Below are 20,347 nucleotides of genomic sequence, written 5' to 3' on the forward strand. Positions count from 1 at the left end.
CTCACCTCAGTATGTTGAAGATGCTGTTGAACTCGTCCAGTGACTGATGGTAGGCGTGCACCATGTAGGAGTTCTGGACGATCGTGACGCCTCGACCGTTGGCGTCCACTGTGCTCTCGTCGCGCCGTGCGGTCGTCCCGGGCTTCCTCCGGTCGACGTGTGTCATACCCAGATTGCGCTGACCCGCCAGGTACTGGGCCAAGCGGTCCGCGTTGGCACCGATTCCCTGGAGAGTGTGATCGGCGGCATCACTGGCCGAGTTGCACGTCGGGCACATGCGCTGGAGGTTGTAGTCGACTCCGTCGGCGATGTCGTTCCCCAGAGAGTCCTGGATCCGTGCATGAGCGGCATCGTCGAGTCCTCCGCAGTTGTGGACGAGGACTGAAGTCCGTCCCGCCAGCACATGGTAAGTGTGGAGACCTTCGACGGTCAGGTTGTGGACGGTCGCCTGTGCTTTCCGCTCCTTGACAGCCGTGATGCGAATCCAGCTGCCGCTGCCCGTGCTGAGCCACTGGCCGGGCTCCAGGTCGCCGGCTTCGACCCACTGACCCACGTCGGGCAGCCAGAAGGGGTGGTTCTCCGTGGCCGTGATCGTGGAGGTGACGTCGCCCGACCGGCCGTCCGTGTCGACCGTGATCGTCACCAGGCGCTTCTTGCCCTCACCCTTGATCGTGCGGGTCACCGTGCGGGCTTGCGCGTCGTCCGTCTCCACGTCCGACGCCGTGACCTCGTCGCCCGTGTCGACGTCCTCGATCGGCTTCGTCGTGCCGTCGGCCATCAGGACCTTGGTGCCGGGGACGAAGCTGTTCTTGCAGGCCGGCGGCGCGTCCGGGGCCTTCGGGGCCGCTGGAGCCGGGGCGGGTGCCGGGTCGGCCGGGGCCGGGTCCTTCGGCGTCGCCGGGGCGTCCGGGGTACCGCCCGTCGGGGGCGGGTCCGCCGCCCGCCCCGCGTCCGCCACGTTGTCCGCCGCGCGGGCCGTGTCGCTCGCCGTGTCGATGGCGTCCAGCGCCTTGTCGCCGTACCGCGCCGCCTTCGCTGCCGTCGCCCCGTACCCCGCGAACGGGATCGCCGAGGCGCAGGACAGGGCCGCGTCGACGTATTCGCCCTCGGCCGCGTACCAGCCGCAGTTGGCCAGGTCCGCGGCCTCGCCCACGACCGGGATCAGGCCGACCACATCCAGCGCCGCGTGGCCGATGTCGGACCAGGAGAGGCCGAACAGGTGGCCGTCGATCTCGATGAAGGAGATCGGGTTGCCGCCGGCGAACGCGTAGCGGTTGCCGGTGTACGGGTCCATCGTCAGGCCCATGTCGGCCAGGGCCCCGCCGTACATGTCACGGGTGAGGAAGCGGTTCAGGCCCGGGTCGTAGGTGCGGAAACCCATGTCGTACGTGCCCGACGCCGTGTCGTAGCGCTTGGAGTTGAAGCGGTACGAGTTGTACGGCTCCGACGGCTCCTCGCCGCCAGCCCCCGGCTTGTCCGCGCCCGTGAACTGGGCCGTGTCGTTCTTGCCGTACGCCGTGTAGCCGTACGTCGTCTTGGTGTTGCCGTCCTTGTCCGTCAGTGCCTCCACGTCGCCGTGCGGGTGGTAGAGGTACTGCGTGGTCTCCGGGTCCTTGTCCTCTTCGTCCTTGATCTGGGTCAGCTTCTGGCCCCAGGAGGCGTACTGGAAGGACGTGACACCCTCGTCGGTCACCTCCTCCCTCAGGGAGTTCGAGGTGATGCCCAGGTAGGTGAAGAGCGTGGTCTTCGCGTCGTCGCCGCTGCCGACCGACTCCTTCACCGTGCGGTCGAACGCGTCGTACGTCAGACGGGTCGTCCGCGCCGCGCCACCGGCGCCCGACGTGATCGACTCCGGCCGGTCGAAGCCGTCGTAGCGGTACTTCTGGATCGTCTCGCCGCCGAAGGAGACGGTGTCGAGGCGCCCGAGGGGGTCGTAGTTGTACGTGGACGACGCGCCGTCCTCCGTCGACGTCAGGAGGCGGTTGCGGTCGTAGCGGTGGGTCGTCGTCGTGTCGTCGACCGTCTGCCGGACCACGTTGCCGGCCGCGTCGTGCCGGTACTCCTCCGTCTTCTCGTCGTCGCCGGTCTTGGCGACCTTGGCGATGCGGTCCTGCGGGTCGTACGTGTACGCGTACGTGTTGTCGATCGTCGAGCCGTGGTCGTCGGCGTCCATCAGCTTCAGGACGTCCTCGACTTTGTGGCCGTTGGCGTTGTACTTCAGGGTGTGCTCGGCGACGAGGGCGTCGTCGGACTGCCGCTCCGTGGTCTTCCTCGTCGCGCCGTCGAGGTAGTAGTCGACGGTAAGGACGTTGCCGTTCGGCTTCGTCTGCTTCGCCAGCTCGCCCCGGGCCGTGTACTCCACCGAGGTCACCTGGCGGTCGTCCGCCGTCGGCGACGCCGCGTTGGTGATGCGCTCGACCCGGTCCAGCTCGTCGTAGTCCAGTTTGCTCCAGGTCAGGTCATGGGTCGTGGTGAGCGTGTTGCCGTTGGCGTCGTAGGTCAGCGCGGTCGTGTCGCGGACGCTGTCCCCGTCGTGCTCCACCACCTCGGTGAGCTGGTTGAGTTCGTCGTAGGCCAGGGTGTAGCGGTCTGTCTCGACGCCGGGACTGTTGTCGACGATCTCGATCTGGTTGCCGTTGGCGTCGTAGCGGTAGGAGAAGTCCTTCTTCTCGTTGTCGGTGTCGCCCTCGTAGTCCCGGACCAGCCGCACCGCGTCCGCGACCACCGTGCCGGTCGCCTTGTCGGTGAGGGTGATGGCCTGACCCGTGTCCTCGGCGAAGGCGTACTTGCCCAGGGAGCGCCACTCACCGGGGAGTTCGCTCTGGTCGAGGATTTTGGTCTCGGCGCCGTCCTTGTGCTTGATCTCGTACGCGGCGTCCTTCGCCGCCCCGTCGACCTTCGGGTACCGGACGTAGACCGTGTAGTCACCGGCCTGCGGAATCGTCAGCTGCCAGACGAAGCGGTCCTCGCCCGCACCGGCCGCGTGCGTCTGCGCGTCGTAGCCGTACGAGCCCTCGGCGTCGACCGCGGCCCATGTGCCCTGCTGCGCCGTGTTGTTGATGTCGCTGTTGTCGACCAGGGCGACCTGGAGGCCCACCGGGACCCCGTCGTCCGAGCGGGACTTGAGGGCGCCGCTCGGGTAGAAGGAGGAGTCGAGGGTGCGGGAGACCGCGCCGCCCGCGCTGCTCAGGGTGTTCTGGATCTGCTGGCCGAGGTCGTTGTACCGGTAGGAGTTCTTGATGTCGAAGGCGTCGACCGACGTCCTGATCCAGCCGGTGTCGAAGTAGGTGTACTCCGTCTCGTTGCGGACGCTCTGTCCTTCGGACGGCGGGGCACTGACCTTCTTCACCCGGCTCAGCGCGTCGTACTCGTACGTCGTACGGTCGGGGGTGTTGTAGCGGTCGTCGTCCGGGTCGAAGGGGCTCAGGGTCTCCTTGACGCGGTTCAGCTCGTCGTAGACGGTCTCGGAGGCGAAGTCCTTCGGGTCCTCGGTCTCCATGCCGCGCGGGGTGACGACCCGGGTCTGGTTGCCGACCTCGTCGTACTCGAAGCGGGTCCTGCGCACCACGCCGTCGTCGTGCGGGACCCGTGCCTCGGCCAGGGCGCCGCGGGCGTCGAGGACCAGCTCGGTGCGGTTGCCCTCGGCGTCCGTGGTGGCGGTCGTCAGACCGTCCCAGTCGTAGGTGCTCGTCGTCGACTTGCCGATCGCGTCGGTCGTCTCCAGGAGCCGGTGGTCGAGGTCGTAGCGGAACCTGGTGGTGTAGTCGTCGGGGTCCTCGGTCTCGTTCTTGCGGGCGTCGACGACCTTCACCAGGTCACCGACGTCGTTGTAGACGGCGGAGGCGCGCCTGCCCGCCGCGTTGACCGCCTCGATCGGCTGGTACACCTCGTCGTAACGCGTCGTCGAGGTGAAGTCGCCGGGCTCCTCGGTCAGGTTGCCCTTGGGCTCCGTCGAGGTCAGCTGGTTGCCGACCTTGTCGTACGTGAAGGTCGACACCCGTGCGGGCGCCCCCTCCTCGTCACCCGGCTGGCTGGACTTCAGCAGCTGGTCGGCCGCGTCGAACGCGCTGCTGCTCGACACCCCGTTGGGGGCGGTGAACACGAGCGTGTTGTCGTTGGCGTCGTACTTCGGCGCGGGCGTGACGATGAACTCGCCCGCCTGCTGGTCCTTCGGCCTGCGGTTCTCCAGCGGACGCGCGAACACGTCGTACGTCTGTGTGGTCGTCGCCCCGTCGGCCTCCTCGACCTCGATGACGTTGCCGCGCACGTCGTACGTCGTCAGCGTGCGGTTGCCGAGGGCGTCGACGATCACCCGCGGATAGCCGGACGGGTCGTAGTCCTCGAACTTCGTGGTGTGCTCGTTCGCGTCGGTCGCGGAGACGAGCCGTCCCCGGGCGTCGTAGGCGTTGGTGGAGGTGTAGTCGTCCGCGGGCTCGCTCGCCACGCCCTTCGGGTCGGTGACCGAGGTCATGTTGCCGCGCGCGTCGTAGCCGAACCGCCAGGTACGGCCCTCCGGGGAGACCCGGCTCACCAGGTCGGCGATGTAGCCGTTCTCACCGGTCGCGTAGGTGAGCGTGGCGGCGGGCCGGTCGTTCTTCACCGACTCCGCGTCCCGGCTCTCCAGCGGATAGCCCGTCTTCGGGTCGTACTTCCAGGTGCGGGCGGCGCCGTTGTTCTCCTCCAGGCGCGTGACGTTGTTGTCGGCGTCCCAACCCAGCTTCGTGGTCCGCTTCTTGGCGTCGGTGAGCTTCACGGGCCGGCCGTAGCCGTCCAGCCGCTGGGTGCTGGGGTTGCCCTCGGCGTCGGTGACGACGGTCTCGGTCCCCTTGCCGTCATGGCCGTCGGGGTCCTTGTAGCGGTACTCGGTCACACCGCCGAGCCGGTCCGTGACCGCCTTGGTGTACCCGAGGTAGTGCAGCTGGTCCTTGTCGTCGTGCGGGCCGACGTAGTCCACCTTCGAGGAGTTGCCGCGCGGGTCGGTGACCTCGACCAGCTTCACGCCGGGGTGGTCGAACTCCTTGCCGTACTGGAACGTGAAGACCTTGCGCAGCTTCTCGGTTGCGTTCGCGCCGTCCGTCAGCCGCGCCAGCAGGCCCTTCTCCGTGAAGGTGAAGTCGACCCGGCGCCCGGAGACGTCGGTGACCGAACGGACCTTGTCGATGATGAACGGATTGAGGAGGTGCTTGCCCTCCTTCACCTTCCCGTCCTTGTCGACGTACGAGTACGCCTCGCCCTTCTGCCAGTAGTCGACGGCGAGTGTGCGCCGGCCATCGGCGTCGGTGACGTACTTCAGCAGCTTCGACGGGTGCCCGAGCAGCCGCTCCTCGTACGTGAACTCCATCCGGTTGCCGTTCTTGTCCACCTGGGCGCTCGGGTAGCCCTGGCAGTCGAAGAGGAACCGGGTGCGGTCCGGGCGCAGGAACTCCCAGGCCTCGCGCTGGTGGGGGTGGAGCAGACAGTCCTTCTCCAGCTGCCTGACCCGGAAGTGGACGCCGGCGGGGGAGTCCCACTCGCCCTTCTTGTTCTTGCTGAAGACGTGGCTGGTGCCGTCGCCGTCGGTCAGCGTGATCTGCTTGGGCAGCAGCGCGGCCGGGTGGAAGTCCAGGGGACTGCCCAGCCGGACCGGCGAGGAGGCCTGCAGCGACCAGCCGTAGCCGGCCGGAGTGCTGGACGCGTCCTGCGAGTTGTAGGCCAGCCGCAGGAAGGTCGAGAAGCCGAGCGACGGGTTCGAGAAGGCGTTGTACGACCACACCGCGTTGCCCGCGTGAAGGTTGCTCATCAGCGCCGAGCCCGCGCCGGTGTTCTTGCCGGCGTAGGAGTGGAAGTCCTCCAGGCCGAGCTGGTCGGAGGTCGGGTACTCGGCGGTGACCTGGTGCTCGGAGGGCGGCACCCCGTCCGTCTCGGACAGCCAGTCGCCGGTGGCCCTGTCCCTGAGGTCCCACTCCAGGCCGAACGTCAGCCGCTTGTCGAGCGGGTCGACGAGTACCGGGGACTTCAACTCCGCGTCGAAGGTGACTGTTTCGCCGGGGGCCACATCATCGGGCAGCCCGGTCGCGTCCTTGCTGAGGAGGTTGGTGACGTCCTTGCCGTCCAGGTACCAGCGGTACGAAAGGGCCCGCTCGCCCTTCTTCCACACCGTGTCCGTGGTGTTGGTGAGGGTCGCCTCGACGGTTGCCTTCTCGCCGGGGATCATCCGCGCCGGCGTGTAGGGCAGGAAGTAGGTCTCGTCCTCGGGGGCGGCGAGCAGCTTCGCCCCCTCGGCGACCTGGCCCGGCGGCGGCAGTTCGACCGTGCGGGCGGGGCCGGCGAGCAGCTGGTCCTGCTGGGTGCGGACGACGATCCGGTAGTGGTACGTCTTGCCCTCGGCCTTGCCCGCGCCGTCGGTCGCCGGGGGCGCGGTGCGGTCGGCGAAGGTGCGGGTGTCGCGGTCGACGGGGGCGAGGAGGGTCTCGTCGGTCGGGGTGAAGTCCTTCTTCGTGGCGCGGTGGACCTCGTACTCCCGCAGGTCCTTGCCCCGGTACGCGCTCCAGGAGAGGTCGGCGCCGGTGGCGTGCCTGGTGCGGGGCGCGGCGATGCGGACACCGTCGGCGTCGCCCGAGACGCCCCGGTGGGTCAGGGAGGACGAGCCCCGGGAACGGTCCAGCCGGATGCGGGGCGGCTTGTGGTCGTCGCCTCGGTCGATCTCCTCGCCGTCCTCGTCGTCACCGAAGAGACGATCGAGGAGGCCAGGGTCGTCCTCGTCCTCGGCGAGTTCGCTGGCGGGTCTCCAGCCCTCGCGGGGGTCGCTGCTGTCGGGTTCGGCCGCGGCGGCGGGTCTCACCCCGCCGGTCCCGGCGGGGGTGGCCGGTGCGCTGCCGATGATCAGGGCCGTCGCCACGGTACCGACCAGGGCGGCGCGGAGGCGGAGGCGGCGGAGGCGGATACGGACGCGGGTGTGGTCTAAGGCTGCCATGAAGGGCTCCTTGTTCCCCGTGAGCACAGGGGTCGCACAGGAATCGCCGGGCGCAACTGTCTACCAAGGTCACCCAAAGCCGTGTCAATGACATGTCAAATAGAGGGGCGAGTTCCGGACTGCGAACGTTGCGGAGAAGTTCTGGACGGACAGGTGAGGCGGTGTGAAGCCGAGGTGGCGGGGTGGACCGGCCACTCCCTCAGGGGCAGTGGCCGCAGGGACAATGTCGGCGAACCCGACGACTGGCGCTTCCACGTGAAGCCCAACAACGCCAAGTACATCGGCCGGCCGTGGAAGGCTCAGTGAGCCGATGCAGGAGCGAAATCGGTGCTTCAACTGCGCGTTCCCGGTGGAGAACGCGCCGAAGAAGCACCCCGAGGAGGGTCGGCTGATCAAGCTGAAGGCCTGCGCGGCCGGGCCCTTCGGCTGCCGGAACGCGCCGGTGAAGTTCTACACGAAGGGCGTGAAGAACAGCTGGTACTTCGTCGCACAGAAGGGCCACTTCGACGGCGCGGGCTCCTAGGTTCCTTCCAGTTCTGCAACGACAAGATGGGCGTGAAGATGCACTGCAAGCACAGCTCGCAGGGCTGACCCTCGCCCCGCTCACGCCCTGACACCCGAACCACCCGGCCGTCGAGCCGGCGGAGCGCTGAGCCCCTCCGCTCAGCGGTCCGCCAGCGTCATCGCCTGGTCCAGTGCCTGGAGGAACCCGTTGACCGTGGCTCGGTCGCGGACCGCCAGGCGCAGCCATGCGTCGTCCAGCCCCGGGAAGGTGTCACCACGCCGGACGGCGAAGCCGAGAGTGCGCAGATGCCGTCGTACGGCGGTCGCGCGGGGCAGCCGGATCAGCACGAACGGGCCCTCGGCGGGCTCGGCCACGACCAGGCCGTCGGGCGCGAACTCCCGCAGCCCGGCGACCAGATGCGCCCGGTCGGCGACGATACGGTCGGCGACCTCGGCGGCCTCCGCCAGCGCCCGGTCCGAGACACACGCCTCGGCCGCCGCGAGGGCGGGCGTGGACACCGGCCACAGCGGCTGGGCGCGCTGCAGCCCGGCGATCGTCCCGGGCTCGGCGAGGACGTAACCGATCCGCAGCCCGGCCAGCCCCCAGGTCTTGGTGAGGCTGCGCAGGACCACGAGGCCGGGCACGTCCGTCCGCCCGGCCAGCGCCTCGCGCTCACCCGGCACCGCGTCCATGAACGCCTCGTCGACCACCAGCGTCCGCCCCGGCCGGGCGAGCCGGGCGAGGGACTCCGCCGGGTGCAGCACCGATGTCGGATTGGTCGGGTTGCCCACGACCACCAGGTCCGCGTCCTCCGGCACGGCCGCCGGATCCAGCCGGAAGCCCTCCGACTCCCGCAGCAGCACGCGGTCCACGGTGTGCCCGGCGTCCCGCAGCGCGGCCTCGGGTTCGGTGAACTGCGGGTGCACGACCACCGGATGGCGGACCCGCAGGGCACGCGCCAGCAGGACGAAGGCCTCGGCGGCGCCCGCGGTGAGCAGGACCCGCTCGGCCGGCAGCCCGTGCCGGGCCGCCACCGCCGCCCGCGCCTCCCGTCCGTCGGGGTAGGCGGCCAGCCCGGTCAGCGACCCGGCTATCCGCTCCCGCAGCCAGGCGGGCGGTGTGTCGGCCCGGACGTTCACGGCGAGGTCGATGAGCTTCGCCCCGTCGTCCCGCACCTCGGCGTCGCCGTGATGCCGCAGGTCATGACCGGCGATCGGCAGGTCCCTGCCCGCGTTCGGAGACTCGTCGTCTCCGTCGTGCAGGCCGTGCCTGCTCCCGGAGTCGGATTCAGTGTGCATGGGAGTGTGTGTGTCCCCATTGGTGATGATCGTGACCGTCGTACCCGTTGTCGTCCGGGCGGACGCGTGGCTGCCGAGGCAGCCCCGGGCTGTTCCCGCCGCCGGGCGGAGTGCCGCCGGGGCCGGCGGGGCCGTGGGAATCGCGGTGCATGCGCGGGTCGCCCTCCAGCGCCTCCCGGTACCGCTCCACGATCAGGTCGAGCAGCTCCGGCTCCGGTCCGATGACATCGGCCGACCGTACCTCGATCTCCGGGCGCGCGGCAGCCCAGCCCTCGGTCTGCTGCCGCACCCGGTCCGCCGGCCCGCCGTCGAGCGCGAAGTAGGGCAGGACGACGATCCGCCGCGCGCCCAGCCGTACGCACCGGTCGAGACCGCTCGGCACGTCAGGCGCCGCCGACGACAGGAACGCCGTCTCCACACCCGCGTACCCGCGCCCCTCCCACAACAACCGGGCCACCCTGTGCACCTCGGCGTTGGCCTCGGGATCGGTGGACCCGTGCCCGACGAGCAGAACGGTCACCTCGGCCCGGTCGCCCGGGGTCCTCGGCGCGGACGACCCCAGCGCCTCCTCCACCCGCCGCTCCAGCAGGTTCAGCAGCGCGGGGTGCGGACCCGGGGGACGGCCGCGGCCGTACGACACCTCCGGGTGCCGCTCCCGTACGCGGTCCAGCGCCGCCTCGACGTCCGCGTCCGCGCGCCCGGCGGTCTCCCACGCCAGCGGGACGACGACGAACCGCCGTACGCCGTGCTCCACCAGCTCGGTCACGGCCTCGCCCAGCGGCGGCCGGAACGGCTCGGCGAAGCCGCCCCCGACGGGCAGCCCGGGGTGGCGGCGGCCCAGCTCGCGCAGTAAGACGCGCAACACCTCGGCTCCGGAGTCGTCCCGGGTGCCATGACCGGCGATGAGCAGGGCGGGCGGCGGGGTGGTCACGGTGTCTCCTCGGAAGCGGTGGGTGTGGGGGCGGGGGCGAGCGTGGGGGTGGGGGCGGGGCGGGTGCAGAGGCTCGGGCGGTCGGGACTCGGGGGCGTTCGGGGCGGGTCGGCGGCGGTCACACGCTCATCATGTCTCGTGACGGCCGCGGCCACTGCCACGACGATCATCATGCCGACCCCCGCCGGGCCCGGTGCGGCCAGGGCTGGCGGTCGCGACGGCACACGTCACCCTCCCCGCCCGCCCGTCCACCGGCTCCGACTTCCGCTTCGGCACGAGGAGTTCACCCCCGCCGACGAGCGCGGCGGCCTCCGCGACGGACCGGGTACCGACGGCGGCGAGAGCCAAGTCGGAGGGGTTGGGCACCGTCACGGCGGCCAACTCCGCTGCGGAGTGGGTGACCAGGGGGACCCCGATCCGCTCGGCGGCCTGGACGATGCCCGGTTCACCGGCCCTGGACTCGACGGTGACGAGCGCGACGACCGCGTCGGGGGACAGCCCCGCATCCCGCAGAGCCCTCTCGACCAGGGAGACAACCTCTGCCACCGGCACACCTCGGGCAGCACCCACACCGACCACCAGCGCCTGGAACCCCCGATCAACCACGACCGCCCCTGTCTTTGAGGGGCGCGGGGAACTGCGCGACCAGCCCCCACCGACCCGCGGCCAAAACCCGACCTTCTCGCCGATCACTCACCCGGGGCGCCGCTGCCACCACCGTCCACTCATCCGGTAGCAAAGACCCATGGCGGTCTTCGTGGCACTCGGCGCGTTCCTGATGACCCTGCTCGGCGGCTGGACGGCACAACGCGTGACGGACCGCCGTCACCTCGTGCTCGGCCTGGCCGGCGGCCTGATGCTGGGCGTGGTCGGCCTCGACCTGCTCCCCGAGGCACTGGAGGCCGCCGGCGACGAGGTCTTCGGTGTCCCCGCCGCGCTGCTGCTGTTCGTCGCCGGGTTCCTCCTGGCCCACCTGGTGGAACGCCTGCTGGCCGTCCGCCAGGCGGCACACGGCGCGGAGGAGCACAACGGCCGTACGCCCCAGGTGGGTCTGACGGCCGCGGCCGCGATGGTCGGACACAGCGCCATGGACGGCGTCGCGATCGGCGCGGCCTTCCAGATCGGCGAGGGCATGGGCATCGCCGTCGCGCTCGCGGTGATCGCCCACGACTTCGCGGACGGCTTCAACACGTACACACTCACCAGCGTGTACGGCAACGCCCGTCGCCGTGCGCTCGCGATGCTGTTCGCGGACGCGGCGGCCCCGGTGGTGGGAGCCGCCTCCACGCTGCTGTTCACGATCCCGGAGGGCCTGCTCGGCTGCTACCTCGGCTTCTTCGGCGGCGCCCTGCTCTATCTCGCCGCCGCCGAGATCCTCCCCGAGGCCCACCACGCACACCCGGCCCACTCCACCCTGCTGTGCACGGTCGCCGGAGCGGCGTTCATCTGGCTGGTGGTGGGCGTGGCGGAGTGAACGGGACGGTCCACCGGGACCTCTCGCCGACGAACCACTCGCTCCGCCGCTCACGACCCCCGGCGAACCGCTCACAAGGCCCGAAGTACCGCTCACAAGGCCCGAAGAACCGCTCACCACCCCCGACCGACCGCTCACGACACCCGGCATCTCTCCACGAACCGCCGTGCGACCCCTGGCTCCGCCGCCCAGTGCGTGTGCAGATAGCTCGCGTGCACCCCTCCCCGCACGAATCCCTCGACCCGCGGCCGAGGGGACCGTATGCCCCAGGCGGGAGCGGGCCCGGCCCCCGGCTCGACGACCGTCCGGTGGAACTCGTGGGCCCGCATCCGGGTCCCGGCAGGCGCCAGCACACTGTCGCCCACGGCGACGGCGTCGCGGTACCCGAGGGTCAGCCGCTCGTCCATGCGCGCCGTCGCGTCGAGCACACCGCACATGGGCCGCCCGTCCAGCTCCCGGCACAGATAGAGCAGCCCGGCGCACTCGGCGGCCACCGGAGCCCCGCCGAACGCCAGCTCGGCGACGGCCTTGCGCAGCGGCTCGTTGGCGGACAGCTCGGCGGCGTATATCTCGGGGAACCCGCCGCCGATCACCAACCCGCTCGTCCCGTCGGGCAGTTGCTCGTCGCGCAGCGGATCGAAGACGACCACCTCGGCACCCGCGGCGGTCAGCAGCTCGGCGTGCTCGGCGTAGGAGAAGGTGAACGCGGGCCCACCGGCGACGGCGACCACCTCCCGTCGGCCCGTGGCCGCGACGGGCGGCTCCCACGCCGGCCCCGACAACGCCCCGGCACTGCGGGCGAGCGCCACCAGTGCCTCCAGATCGCACCCGGCCCGGACCTGCGCGGCCATCGCCGCCACGGCCTCCAGCGCGGCGGCCTGCCGCTCGGCGACCGGGACCAGTCCCAGATGCCGGGACGGGGTGTCCACCTGCGGAGCGCGCCGCAGCACCCCCAGCACGGGCACACCGGTCGACTCCAGGGCGTCCCGCAGCAGTTCCTCGTGCCGGTCCGAGGCGACCTTGTTGAGGATCACGCCCCCGATCCGCACCTCGGGGTCCCAGGAGGCGAACCCGTGCACCAGCGCCGCCACCGACCGCGACTGCGACGACGCGTCCACGACCAGCACCACCGGCGCCCGCAGCAACTTCGCCACATGCGCGGTGGACGCCAGCTCCCCCTGCCCGGAGGCGCCGTCGAACATCCCCATCACACCCTCGACGACGGCGATGTCGCAGCCGCGCGCGCCGTGCGCGAAGAGCGGCGCGACCAGCTCGGGCCCGCACAGGTACGCGTCGAGGTTGCGCCCCACCCGCCCGCTCGCGAGCGCGTGGTAGCCGGGGTCGATGTAGTCCGGCCCCACCTTGTGCGGGGACACGGCGAGCCCCCGCTCGGTGAGCGCGGCCATCAACCCCGTGGCCACGGTGGTCTTGCCGCTGCGCGACGAGGGCGCGGCGATCACCAGCCGGGGCACGGAGGCCGTCGAGGCGAAGGAGGTCACGTCGTCACCACTCGATGCCCCGCTGGCCCTTCTGGCCCGCGTCCATGGGGTGCTTGACCTTCGACATGTCGGTCACGAGGTCCGCGAAGTCGACGAGCTTCTCGGGCGCGTTCCGCCCCGTGATCACCACATGCTGGGTGCCGGGACGGTTGCGCAGCACGTCGATCACCTCGTCGGTGTCGATCCACCCCCAGTGCAGCGGGTACGCGAACTCGTCGAGCACATACAGCTTGTACGTCTCGGCCGCCAGGTCCCGCTTGACCTGCTCCCAGCCCTCCCGGGCCTTCTCCTCGTTGTCCATCTGACCGTCGCGCTGGACCCACGACCAGCCCTCGCCCATCTTGTGCCAGTCGACGGACCCGCCCTCACCGGACGCCCCGAGCACCCGCAGCGCGTTCTCCTCGCCGACCTTCCACTTCGCCGACTTGACGAACTGGAACACCCCGATCGGCCACCCCTGGTTCCAGGCCCGCAGCGCGAGCCCGAACGCGGCGGTCGACTTGCCCTTGCCGATCCCCGTGTGCACGAACACCAGCGGACGGTTGCGGCGCTGACGCGTCGTCAGCCCGTCGTCCGGTACGACACTCGGCTGTCCCTGCGGCATTACGCGGCCCTCCTCGAAGTCCCCTGCGATCCCTGCACATCCCGTACCAGCCCGGCGATGGAGTCCGCCCGCAGCTCGTCCAACGTCACCGCCGTACCGCCCAGTTCACCCGCCAGCCGCCCGGCGAGCCCCAGCCGGACGTGGCCCGACTCGCAGTCCACGACCACGGACGCGAGGCCCTCGGCCGCGAACAGCCGTGCCGCCCGCCCGGCGAGCGCGACGGGCTCCGGCCCGCCGGTCGCCCGGCCGTCGGTGACCACCACGAGCAGCGGCCGGCGCGCGGGGTCCCGCAGCCGCTCGACCCGCAGCACGTCGTGCGCCTTGAGCAGCCCGGCCGCCAGCGGCGTCCGCCCGCCCGTCGGCAGCGACTCCAGCCGGGCCGCCGCCGCGTCCACCGACGAGGTCGGCGGCAACGCCACCTCGGCGGCCGACCCACGGAACGTCACCAGGCCCACCTTGTCCCGCCGCTGGTAGGCGTCGAGCAGCAGCGACAGCACCGCGCCCTTGACGGCGCCCATCCGCTGCCGGGCCGCCATCGATCCGGAGGCGTCGACCACGAACAGCACGAGATTGCCCTCGCGCCCCTCCCGGGTCGCCTGCCGCAGATCGTCCCGGCGTACCACCAGCCCCGGTCCGGACCGCCCCCGGGTCCGCTGATGCGGGGCGGCGGCCTGCACGGTCGCCGCCAGATGCAGCTTGGTCAACGTGCCACGGGGCCTGCGCGCCCCGGTCGTGCGCCCGTGCTCGGTCCGCGCGCGCGAACGCCGCCCGGCGGCACCCTCCCCGAGCCCCGGCACACTGAGCACCTTCGTACGGAACGGCTCGGCGGCCCGTACGGCGGACTGCTCCCCGGCGGCCGGAGCCTGCGCCGGCACGCCCTCGCCGGACTCGGGCGGCGTGCCACCCTCGCCGCCCTGCGGCCCGTCGGACTCCGGAGCGGGCGGTCGTCCGCCGCCACCGGGCCCGTCCGGCCCGGGGTCGGGATCCTCGTCCGGCGAGTCGTCAGGGTCGCCGGAGTGGTCGTGGTCGCTCGGGTCGGTCGAGTCGCTCGGATCGTGCGAGTTCTGCGGCGGCTCCGCGAACTCCTCCAGCGTCTCGTCGAGCTTGTCCTCGTCGAGCCCCGGCGCGTCGAACGGGTTCCGGCGGCGCCGGTGCGGCAGCGCGAGCAGCGCCGCCCGGCGCACGTCCTCCGCGAGCACCTCGGTCCGCCCGGCCCACGCGGCCAGCGCGGTCGCCGTCCGGGCCATCACGATGTCGGCCCGCATCCCGTCCACCTCGAAGGCCGCGCAGGTCGCCGCGATCTGCAGCAGCGCCCCGTCGCCCAGCACCACCGACGGCAGCAACTCCCGTGCCGCGACGATCCGTTGCCGTACGTCGGCCTCCTCGTCCGCCCAACGGGCCGCGAAACCGGCCGGATCGTCGTCGTAGGCGAGCCGCCGCCGGACGACCTCCACCCGCTGGTCCGGCTCCCGCGAGGCCGCGACCTCCACGGTCAGCCCGAACCGGTCGAGCAACTGCGGCCGCAGCTCGCCCTCCTCGGGGTTCATCGTCCCGACCAGCAGGAACCGCGCGGCATGCCGTACGGAGACGCCCTCGCGCTCCACGTACGAGGCACCCATCGCGGCCGCGTCGAGCAGCAGGTCGACGAGGTGGTCGTGGAGCAGGTTCACCTCGTCGACGTAGAGGATGCCCCGGTGCGCGTCCGCGAGCAGCCCGGGCTCGAACGCCTTCACGCCCTCGGAGAGCGCCCGTTCGATGTCGAGGGCGCCGACGAGCCGGTCCTCGGAGGCGCCGACGGGCAGCTCGACCATGCGGGAGGGCCGGGTCTCGAACGCCGGCTCGTGCGGCCCGTCCGGACAGGCCGGGTCCGGCTTCACGGGGTCGCAGGAGAACCGGCAGCCGACGACGACCTCCACCTCCGGCAGCAGCGCCGCGAGCGCCCGCACGGCGGTGCTCTTGGCGGTGCCCTTCTCACCGCGCACGAGCACACCGCCGATGCGCGGGCTGATCGCATTGAGGAGCAGGGCGAGTTGCAGGTCGCCCTGCCCGACGACGGCGGTGAAGGGGAAGTGCGTGCTCACGCGGTGGGCCCTCCTACGGGTGAATGGGTGAGATGCGGGCGGCTCGACGGCTCGTGCGCGGTCAACCTGGTGCTGTGCTCCCCGCCTGAGCGGGGATGGCCCGGCGATGAGCCCGCGCATGGGCGGCGTTCTGGTGTCTCCCCGCCCCTGCGGGGACAGCCGGAGACGGCGGCGCCCTCATCCCGGCACCCCCGGCACCCCCGGCGCCCCCGGCGGAACGAACGGCAGCCCGCTGGGCGCACCCGACTCGATGAGCCGCCACAGCGCGTCCGTGTCCGCGTGCTCCTCGATCAGGTCGCCGAGCCGGTCGAGCTGCTCCTCGCGCAGCGCGGCGAACGAGGTGTCCGGGGCCGGTACGAACCGGCGCCCCGAGGCGGCGGCCACCTCGCGCAGGAAGGCCCGCCGGAACCCGTCCGACTCCAGCGACCCGTGCCAGTGCGTGCCCCAGGTCTGCCCGACCCGGCACCCGTCCAGGAACGGCTCGCCGCCCAGCACCTCGGCGACCCCGTGATGGATCTCGTACCCCTCGACCCGCTCCCCGAGGGCCTCCCCGACGGGCCGGGTGAGCGTCTTCTCCGGGGCGAACCGCACCCGGACGGGAAGCACCCCGAGCGCCGGGACATGCCCCCGGCGGCTCTCGACGTCGTCCTCGATGTGCTCCCCGAGGACCTGGAAGCCCCCGCAGATGCCGAGGACCGGCCGCCCCTCGGCGGCCCGGCGCAGCAGCGCCTCGGCGAGTCCCCGTTCCCGCAGCCACTCCAGCGCCCGGACCGTGCCCCGGGTCCCCGGGACGACGACGAGATCGGCGTCGGCCAGTTCCTCGGCCCGGTCCACGAACCGCACGACCACACCGGGTTCGGCGGCGAGCGCGTCCACATCGGTGAAGTTGGACATCAACGGCACCGCGCACACGGCGACCCGCAGCACGTCCTCCCCGACGGGCGGCGCGACGTTCGACTCCCGCACCGTCCCCCGCAGCGAGACCCGCAGCCCGTCCTCCTCGTCGATGCCGAGCCCGTGCCGGAACGGCAGCACCCCGTACGTCCGCCGCCCGGTGAGCCCGTGCAGCATGTCCAGCCCCGGCTCCAACAGGGAGACGTCGCCCCGGAACTTGTTGACGAGGAACCCGGCGACGAGGGCCTGGTCCTCGGGGGAGAGCAGCGCGACCGTCCCGAAGAACGACGCGAACACCCCACCGCGGTCGATGTCGCCGACCACGAGCACGGGCAGCCCGGCGTTCCGGGCGATCCCCATGTTGACGATGTCGGTCCGCCGCAGATTGATCTCGGCCGGAGAGCCGGCCCCCTCGCAGATCACCGCGTCATACGTGCCCCGCAGCTCGGTGAGACAGTCCAACACGGTCCCGAGCAGCCGCTGTTGCCGCCCGCCGTGATAGCCGCGCGCACTCATCTCGCCCACGGGCTTCCCCAGCAGCACCACTTGACTGCTGCGCTCGCCCCCGGGCTTGAGCAGCACGGGGTTCATGAGCGCGGTGGGCTCCACCCGGCAGGCCTGGGCCTGCATGGCCTGCGCCCGCCCGATCTCGGCTCCCTCCTTCGTCACGAAGGAGTTGAGCGACATGTTCTGCGCCTTGAACGGCGCGACCTTGACGCCCCGGCGCACCAGCCACCGGCAGATCCCGGCGGTGACCACGCTCTTCCCGGCGTCGGAGGTGGTCCCGGCGACCAACAGCCCGCCACTCATCCCTGACTCCTCGACCGCAGCAGCGACACACCCGCACCGATCCCGAGCGCCAGCCATCCGACCCGCCGGGACAACCGCACGGCCCGCTCGATGTCGCCCACGTCGACGGCGCGTCCCTCCCCATTGAGCACAGGCCGATGCTCGACCCGCCCCCCGTACGACAACGTGCCCCCCATCCGTACTCCGAGCGCCCCCGCGAACGACGCCTCCACGGGCCCCGCGTTGGGGCTCGGATGTCTGTGCGCGTCGGCGCGCCAGGCCCGTACGGCCCCCCGGGCATTCCCGCCGGAGGCCGCGGCCAGCATCGCCGTCAGCCGTGCTCCCGGCCACCCCACCACGTCGTCCAGCCGCGCGGAGGCCCATCCGAACCGCCGGTACCGCTCCGACCGGTGGCCGACCATGGCGTCCAGCGTGTTGACGGCCCGGAACCCCAGCAGCCCGGGCACACCCGCCACGGCTCCCCACACGAGCGCCCCCACCACGGCGTCCGACGTGTTCTCGGCGACGGACTCCACGACCGCCCGCGCGATCCCGTCCGCGTCGAGCGCCTGGGGATCCCGTCCGCACAGATGCGGCAGGCGGTCCCGCGCGCCGTCGACGTCCCCCGCCTCCAGGGACCGCCCGATCGCCCGGGCCTCCCGCCCGAGCGAAGTCCCCCCGACGACGGCCCAGGTGGCGGCGGCGGTCAACGCGACGGAGGCGGTACGCGACTGCCGTACGGCGGACGAGGCGACGGCCCCGAGCGCCACGGCGCCGCCCGCGCACACGGCGGTGTGCAGCGCGCCCCACCCCCGGTGGTCCCGCCACAGCACCCGCTCCACGGCGCCGGCGGCCCGCCCGAACGCGGCGACCGGATGCCCCCGGCGAGGATCACCGAGCAGCAGGTCACCGAGGACTCCGGCGGTGGCGCCGTACGCGAACACGCGATCGGCACGCACGGGTTCAGCCGTTCACGGGGTCGGGCAGGGGGCGGGCGTCGAGCCCCGAACGGCAGCCGCGCATGGCGCACATGGCGTTGTGTCCTCACTCAGGGTGTCCACGCCCTGGTTCGACGAGACCGACGGCGAGAGTTCCTGGCTCCCGGGAGGTTCTTCCCCGGTGACAGTGGCGGGACCGCGCCGGACTCGCACCGGCTTCCTCTCCTGCCGTCGTAGATGGCCCCGGCAGTCCACCACGCTCCCGGAAGACCCGTCAACTTGCTGTTGACCTGCGAAGCAACGGTGTGCCGAGCCCCACACCGCTGAAATCGCGTCACTCGCCCGAATCGGCTCTTTCCGTGCTCTTCCCCGGCGCTCAAGCTGGGAACACTTGAGGGAACGACAGGGTGGACGCCGTGTCGGTGCGCTGACTCGTGGGCTGGGAGGAGGTCGGTGTGATCGGCAGGGAGTCGCCCGGACCGGTGTGGATCAGGAGCAGCCATTCCGGCAACCAGGGCGGGGAGTGCGTCGAGTTGGCCGTCTTGGACACGCGGGTGATGATCCGTGACTCGAAGTCGAACCAAGACGCTGTGCTCACCTTCCGCTACGCGGCGTGGTGTGGTTTTCTGGCGGGGCTTGTGGACCCGGGAGCGGGCGGCTCGTGACGATCCGCCCGGGGGACGGGAGGTACGCACATGGGAAACCGGTCGAAAGGCTCTTCCTCGGCGCGCACGGGAAAACCAAGCACGAGGGGAACACGTGTCGCGGCCGCCGCGCCGTTGGCGCTCTACTGCTCGGTGATGGGTGTCCTGGCCGTCGGGGCCGGTGCCGTCGCCGCGCTGCTGGTACCCGCCGGTGAGGCCCGCGGACTGGTCTGGTTGGCGGTGACCGTGCTCATCGCCGGCGGCGCCGGTCTGTGGTGGGGGATCACCCCGGTCACGGAGCGGGTCCGGGTTCTGAACCGGGCCCTGGCGTCGGCTCAGCCCCGGAGGTCGCAGCGCCACTGACCGGAGCGCCCGGTGCGCCCCCGGAGCGGTGACGCAGCGCGCTGCCCAGCCCCGCGCCGAGCGCGGTGACCAGGGCGGCCCCGAGCGCGCCGATCACGACCGTGGCGAGCGGTGTCGCGGCCGCGAAGGACACACCGGGGGCGACGCGTGCCGCCGCGGCGATGCTGAACAGCAGGATGCTGCCGCATGCCGTGCCCAGCAGGAGCCTGGTCGACAGCAGACGTATCTCCCCGTCCACCCGGGCGTTCTCCACCCGGATCAGTGAGTCCGCCCAGTCGGACCGCTGCATGGCGTACGCCTTGAGGGTGCAGTCGTCGACGGGAAGCGGTTCTTCCTCTTCCATGGACTCGGGAGGGACTCGGGAGGCCTCGCCCGCCGGAACGGCGCGGGCCGTGCGGAGCCGGCGCCACCACTCTCGTATCTCGAAGACCGCCATCGGCCCTCCCCCGAATCCGCCCGGGCCGTGCCGCCCCGGGATCAGCTATTGTCCAGACTCTCCTTGACCGTGTCGATCAGCTCGATCATCCGGTCACCGTGATAGGCGATGGTGCTGATTTCCTCGAAGCACTCCTGGTAGCGGGCCGTGAGGTCGAGGTCCTCGCGGCTGGTGAGCCCGCCCTGCGGACTCTCCAGGTACAGCAGGTCGTCGTCGTCCTTGAAGCCGAGCAGGATGAACGTGGCGGTGATGCTGAAGTGCGCCCCCGCCGAGAAGGGCAGCACCTGCAGGTTCACCCGGGGGTGTTCCGTCAGGGTCTTCAGGTGTTCCAGCTGGCGGCGGTGCACCGATGGGCCGCCGATGACGCGCCGAATGGACGCCTCGTCGAGGACCACGTCCACGTGCGGCCCCCCGTCGCCGTCGAAGTAGCGCTCCTGGCGGGTCGCCCGCAGCTCGATCTGCCGCCGTAGGGTCGGGCCCGGGTCGCCGGTGGAGATCACCGCGGCCGCGTAGTCCTCGATCTGCAGCAGGCCGGGCAGCAGGATGGGGTTGTACATCCGGATGCTGTTGGCGGCCCCCTCGTAGCCGAGGTATCGGGCGTACTGGGTGGACACGACCTCGCTGTACGGAGCCCACCAGGACGGCCCCTTGGAGCCCCGGGCGGCGTCCTCGAGCTCGGTGACCAGAGCCGGCTCCGAGACGCCGTACTGCTGCAGCAGGGCCCGCAGATCCGTGACGCTGACGCTGACGATGCCGTTCTCGATCCGGATGAGTTTGGAGAGTGACCATTCCAGGCCATTCGCGGCATCCTGCTGGGTCAGTCCGGCCCGCTCGCGGGCCTTCCGCAGCTCGATTCGCAGCCTGCGTCGATTCAGGCTCGGATCGATGTCCCTGGCCATGGTGCTCCCTGCCACATGTCGTCGTTGACTCGTCAGGCGG

Annotated in this window: 15 protein-coding genes and 1 riboswitch; of the genes, 3 read left to right on the plus strand and 12 right to left on the minus strand. The window is 71.6% G+C overall.

Annotated features, from left to right (window positions below):
* Window position 1 precedes the first annotated feature (1 nt).
* On the minus strand, window positions 2–6,952 hold the full coding sequence (locus ACZ9QC_RS32805) for a golvesin C-terminal-like domain-containing protein (RefSeq protein ID WP_472916407.1): 6,951 nt from the start codon (window positions 6,950–6,952) through the stop codon (window positions 2–4).
* A 310-nt stretch (window positions 6,953–7,262) separates the two neighbouring features.
* On the opposite strand from ACZ9QC_RS32805, the gene ACZ9QC_RS32810 reads away from it, so the two are divergent.
* A complete protein-coding gene (locus tag ACZ9QC_RS32810; protein ID WP_472916408.1) occupies window positions 7,263–7,475 on the plus strand; it encodes a hypothetical protein in 213 nt (70 codons plus the stop codon).
* A gap of 140 nt (window positions 7,476–7,615) precedes the next feature.
* On the opposite strand, the gene cobC is transcribed toward ACZ9QC_RS32810, so the two are convergent.
* From cobC to ACZ9QC_RS32825, 3 genes are all read right to left on the minus strand, one after another.
* Window positions 7,616–8,755 carry an Rv2231c family pyridoxal phosphate-dependent protein CobC gene (gene cobC / locus ACZ9QC_RS32815; protein ID WP_472916409.1) on the minus strand — a complete coding sequence of 380 codons (1,140 nt, stop codon included), beginning with the start codon at window positions 8,753–8,755 and terminating at the stop codon, window positions 7,616–7,618.
* A complete protein-coding gene (locus ACZ9QC_RS32820) occupies window positions 8,745–9,686 on the minus strand; it encodes a sirohydrochlorin chelatase (RefSeq protein WP_472916410.1) in 942 nt (313 codons plus the stop codon). The genes cobC and ACZ9QC_RS32820 overlap by 11 nt, the downstream gene beginning before the upstream one ends.
* Window positions 9,687–9,815: 129 nt before the next feature.
* Entirely contained in the window at window positions 9,816–10,292 is a 477-nt protein-coding gene (locus tag ACZ9QC_RS32825; protein ID WP_472916411.1) for a cobalamin biosynthesis protein, read from the minus strand.
* Between the two features lie 139 nt (window positions 10,293–10,431).
* Between ACZ9QC_RS32825 and ACZ9QC_RS32830 the strand changes: the two genes are divergently transcribed.
* Entirely contained in the window at window positions 10,432–11,160 is a 729-nt protein-coding gene (locus ACZ9QC_RS32830) for a ZIP family metal transporter (protein ID WP_472916412.1), read from the plus strand.
* A 134-nt stretch (window positions 11,161–11,294) separates the two neighbouring features.
* On the opposite strand, the gene ACZ9QC_RS32835 is transcribed toward ACZ9QC_RS32830, so the two are convergent.
* From ACZ9QC_RS32835 to ACZ9QC_RS32860, 6 genes are all read right to left on the minus strand, one after another.
* Window positions 11,295–12,659, minus strand: a complete 1,365-nt coding sequence (locus ACZ9QC_RS32835) for a cobyrinate a,c-diamide synthase (protein ID WP_472916413.1) — start codon at window positions 12,657–12,659, stop codon at window positions 11,295–11,297.
* Window positions 12,660–12,663: 4 nt separating this feature from the next.
* Window positions 12,664–13,263 (minus strand): cob(I)yrinic acid a,c-diamide adenosyltransferase, encoded by a 600-nt coding sequence (gene cobO, locus ACZ9QC_RS32840; RefSeq protein ID WP_467340089.1) that lies wholly within the window; start codon window positions 13,261–13,263, stop codon window positions 12,664–12,666.
* Window positions 13,263–15,344: a putative cobaltochelatase gene (locus tag ACZ9QC_RS32845; RefSeq protein WP_472916414.1), complete on the minus strand. Its 2,082-nt coding sequence runs from the start codon at window positions 15,342–15,344 to the stop codon at window positions 13,263–13,265. The genes cobO and ACZ9QC_RS32845 overlap by 1 nt, the downstream gene beginning before the upstream one ends.
* Window positions 15,345–15,521: 177 nt before the next feature.
* Window positions 15,522–17,048: a cobyric acid synthase gene (locus ACZ9QC_RS32850; RefSeq protein WP_472916415.1), complete on the minus strand. Its 1,527-nt coding sequence runs from the start codon at window positions 17,046–17,048 to the stop codon at window positions 15,522–15,524.
* A complete protein-coding gene (locus tag ACZ9QC_RS32855; RefSeq protein ID WP_472916416.1) occupies window positions 17,045–17,986 on the minus strand; it encodes a cobalamin biosynthesis protein in 942 nt (313 codons plus the stop codon). The genes ACZ9QC_RS32850 and ACZ9QC_RS32855 overlap by 4 nt, the downstream gene beginning before the upstream one ends.
* Before the next feature lie 107 nt (window positions 17,987–18,093).
* Window positions 18,094–18,236: riboswitch (cobalamin riboswitch) on the minus strand.
* A gap of 105 nt (window positions 18,237–18,341) precedes the next feature.
* Window positions 18,342–18,563, minus strand: a complete 222-nt coding sequence (locus ACZ9QC_RS32860; RefSeq protein WP_472921994.1) for a hypothetical protein — start codon at window positions 18,561–18,563, stop codon at window positions 18,342–18,344.
* Between ACZ9QC_RS32860 and ACZ9QC_RS32865 the strand changes: the two genes are divergently transcribed.
* A complete protein-coding gene (locus ACZ9QC_RS32865) occupies window positions 18,508–18,630 on the plus strand; it encodes a DUF397 domain-containing protein (RefSeq protein ID WP_472921879.1) in 123 nt (40 codons plus the stop codon). The genes ACZ9QC_RS32860 and ACZ9QC_RS32865 overlap by 56 nt on opposite strands.
* 271 nt (window positions 18,631–18,901) lie before the next feature.
* On the opposite strand, the gene ACZ9QC_RS32870 is transcribed toward ACZ9QC_RS32865, so the two are convergent.
* Window positions 18,902–19,408, minus strand: a complete 507-nt coding sequence (locus ACZ9QC_RS32870; protein ID WP_472916417.1) for a hypothetical protein — start codon at window positions 19,406–19,408, stop codon at window positions 18,902–18,904.
* 41 nt (window positions 19,409–19,449) lie between these two features.
* Window positions 19,450–20,307, minus strand: coding sequence for a helix-turn-helix domain-containing protein (locus tag ACZ9QC_RS32875; RefSeq protein ID WP_472916418.1), 858 nt, complete (start codon window positions 20,305–20,307; stop codon window positions 19,450–19,452).
* Window positions 20,308–20,347: the final 40 nt, after the last annotated feature.

The organism is Streptomyces sp. HUAS MS02, from assembly GCF_055702265.1.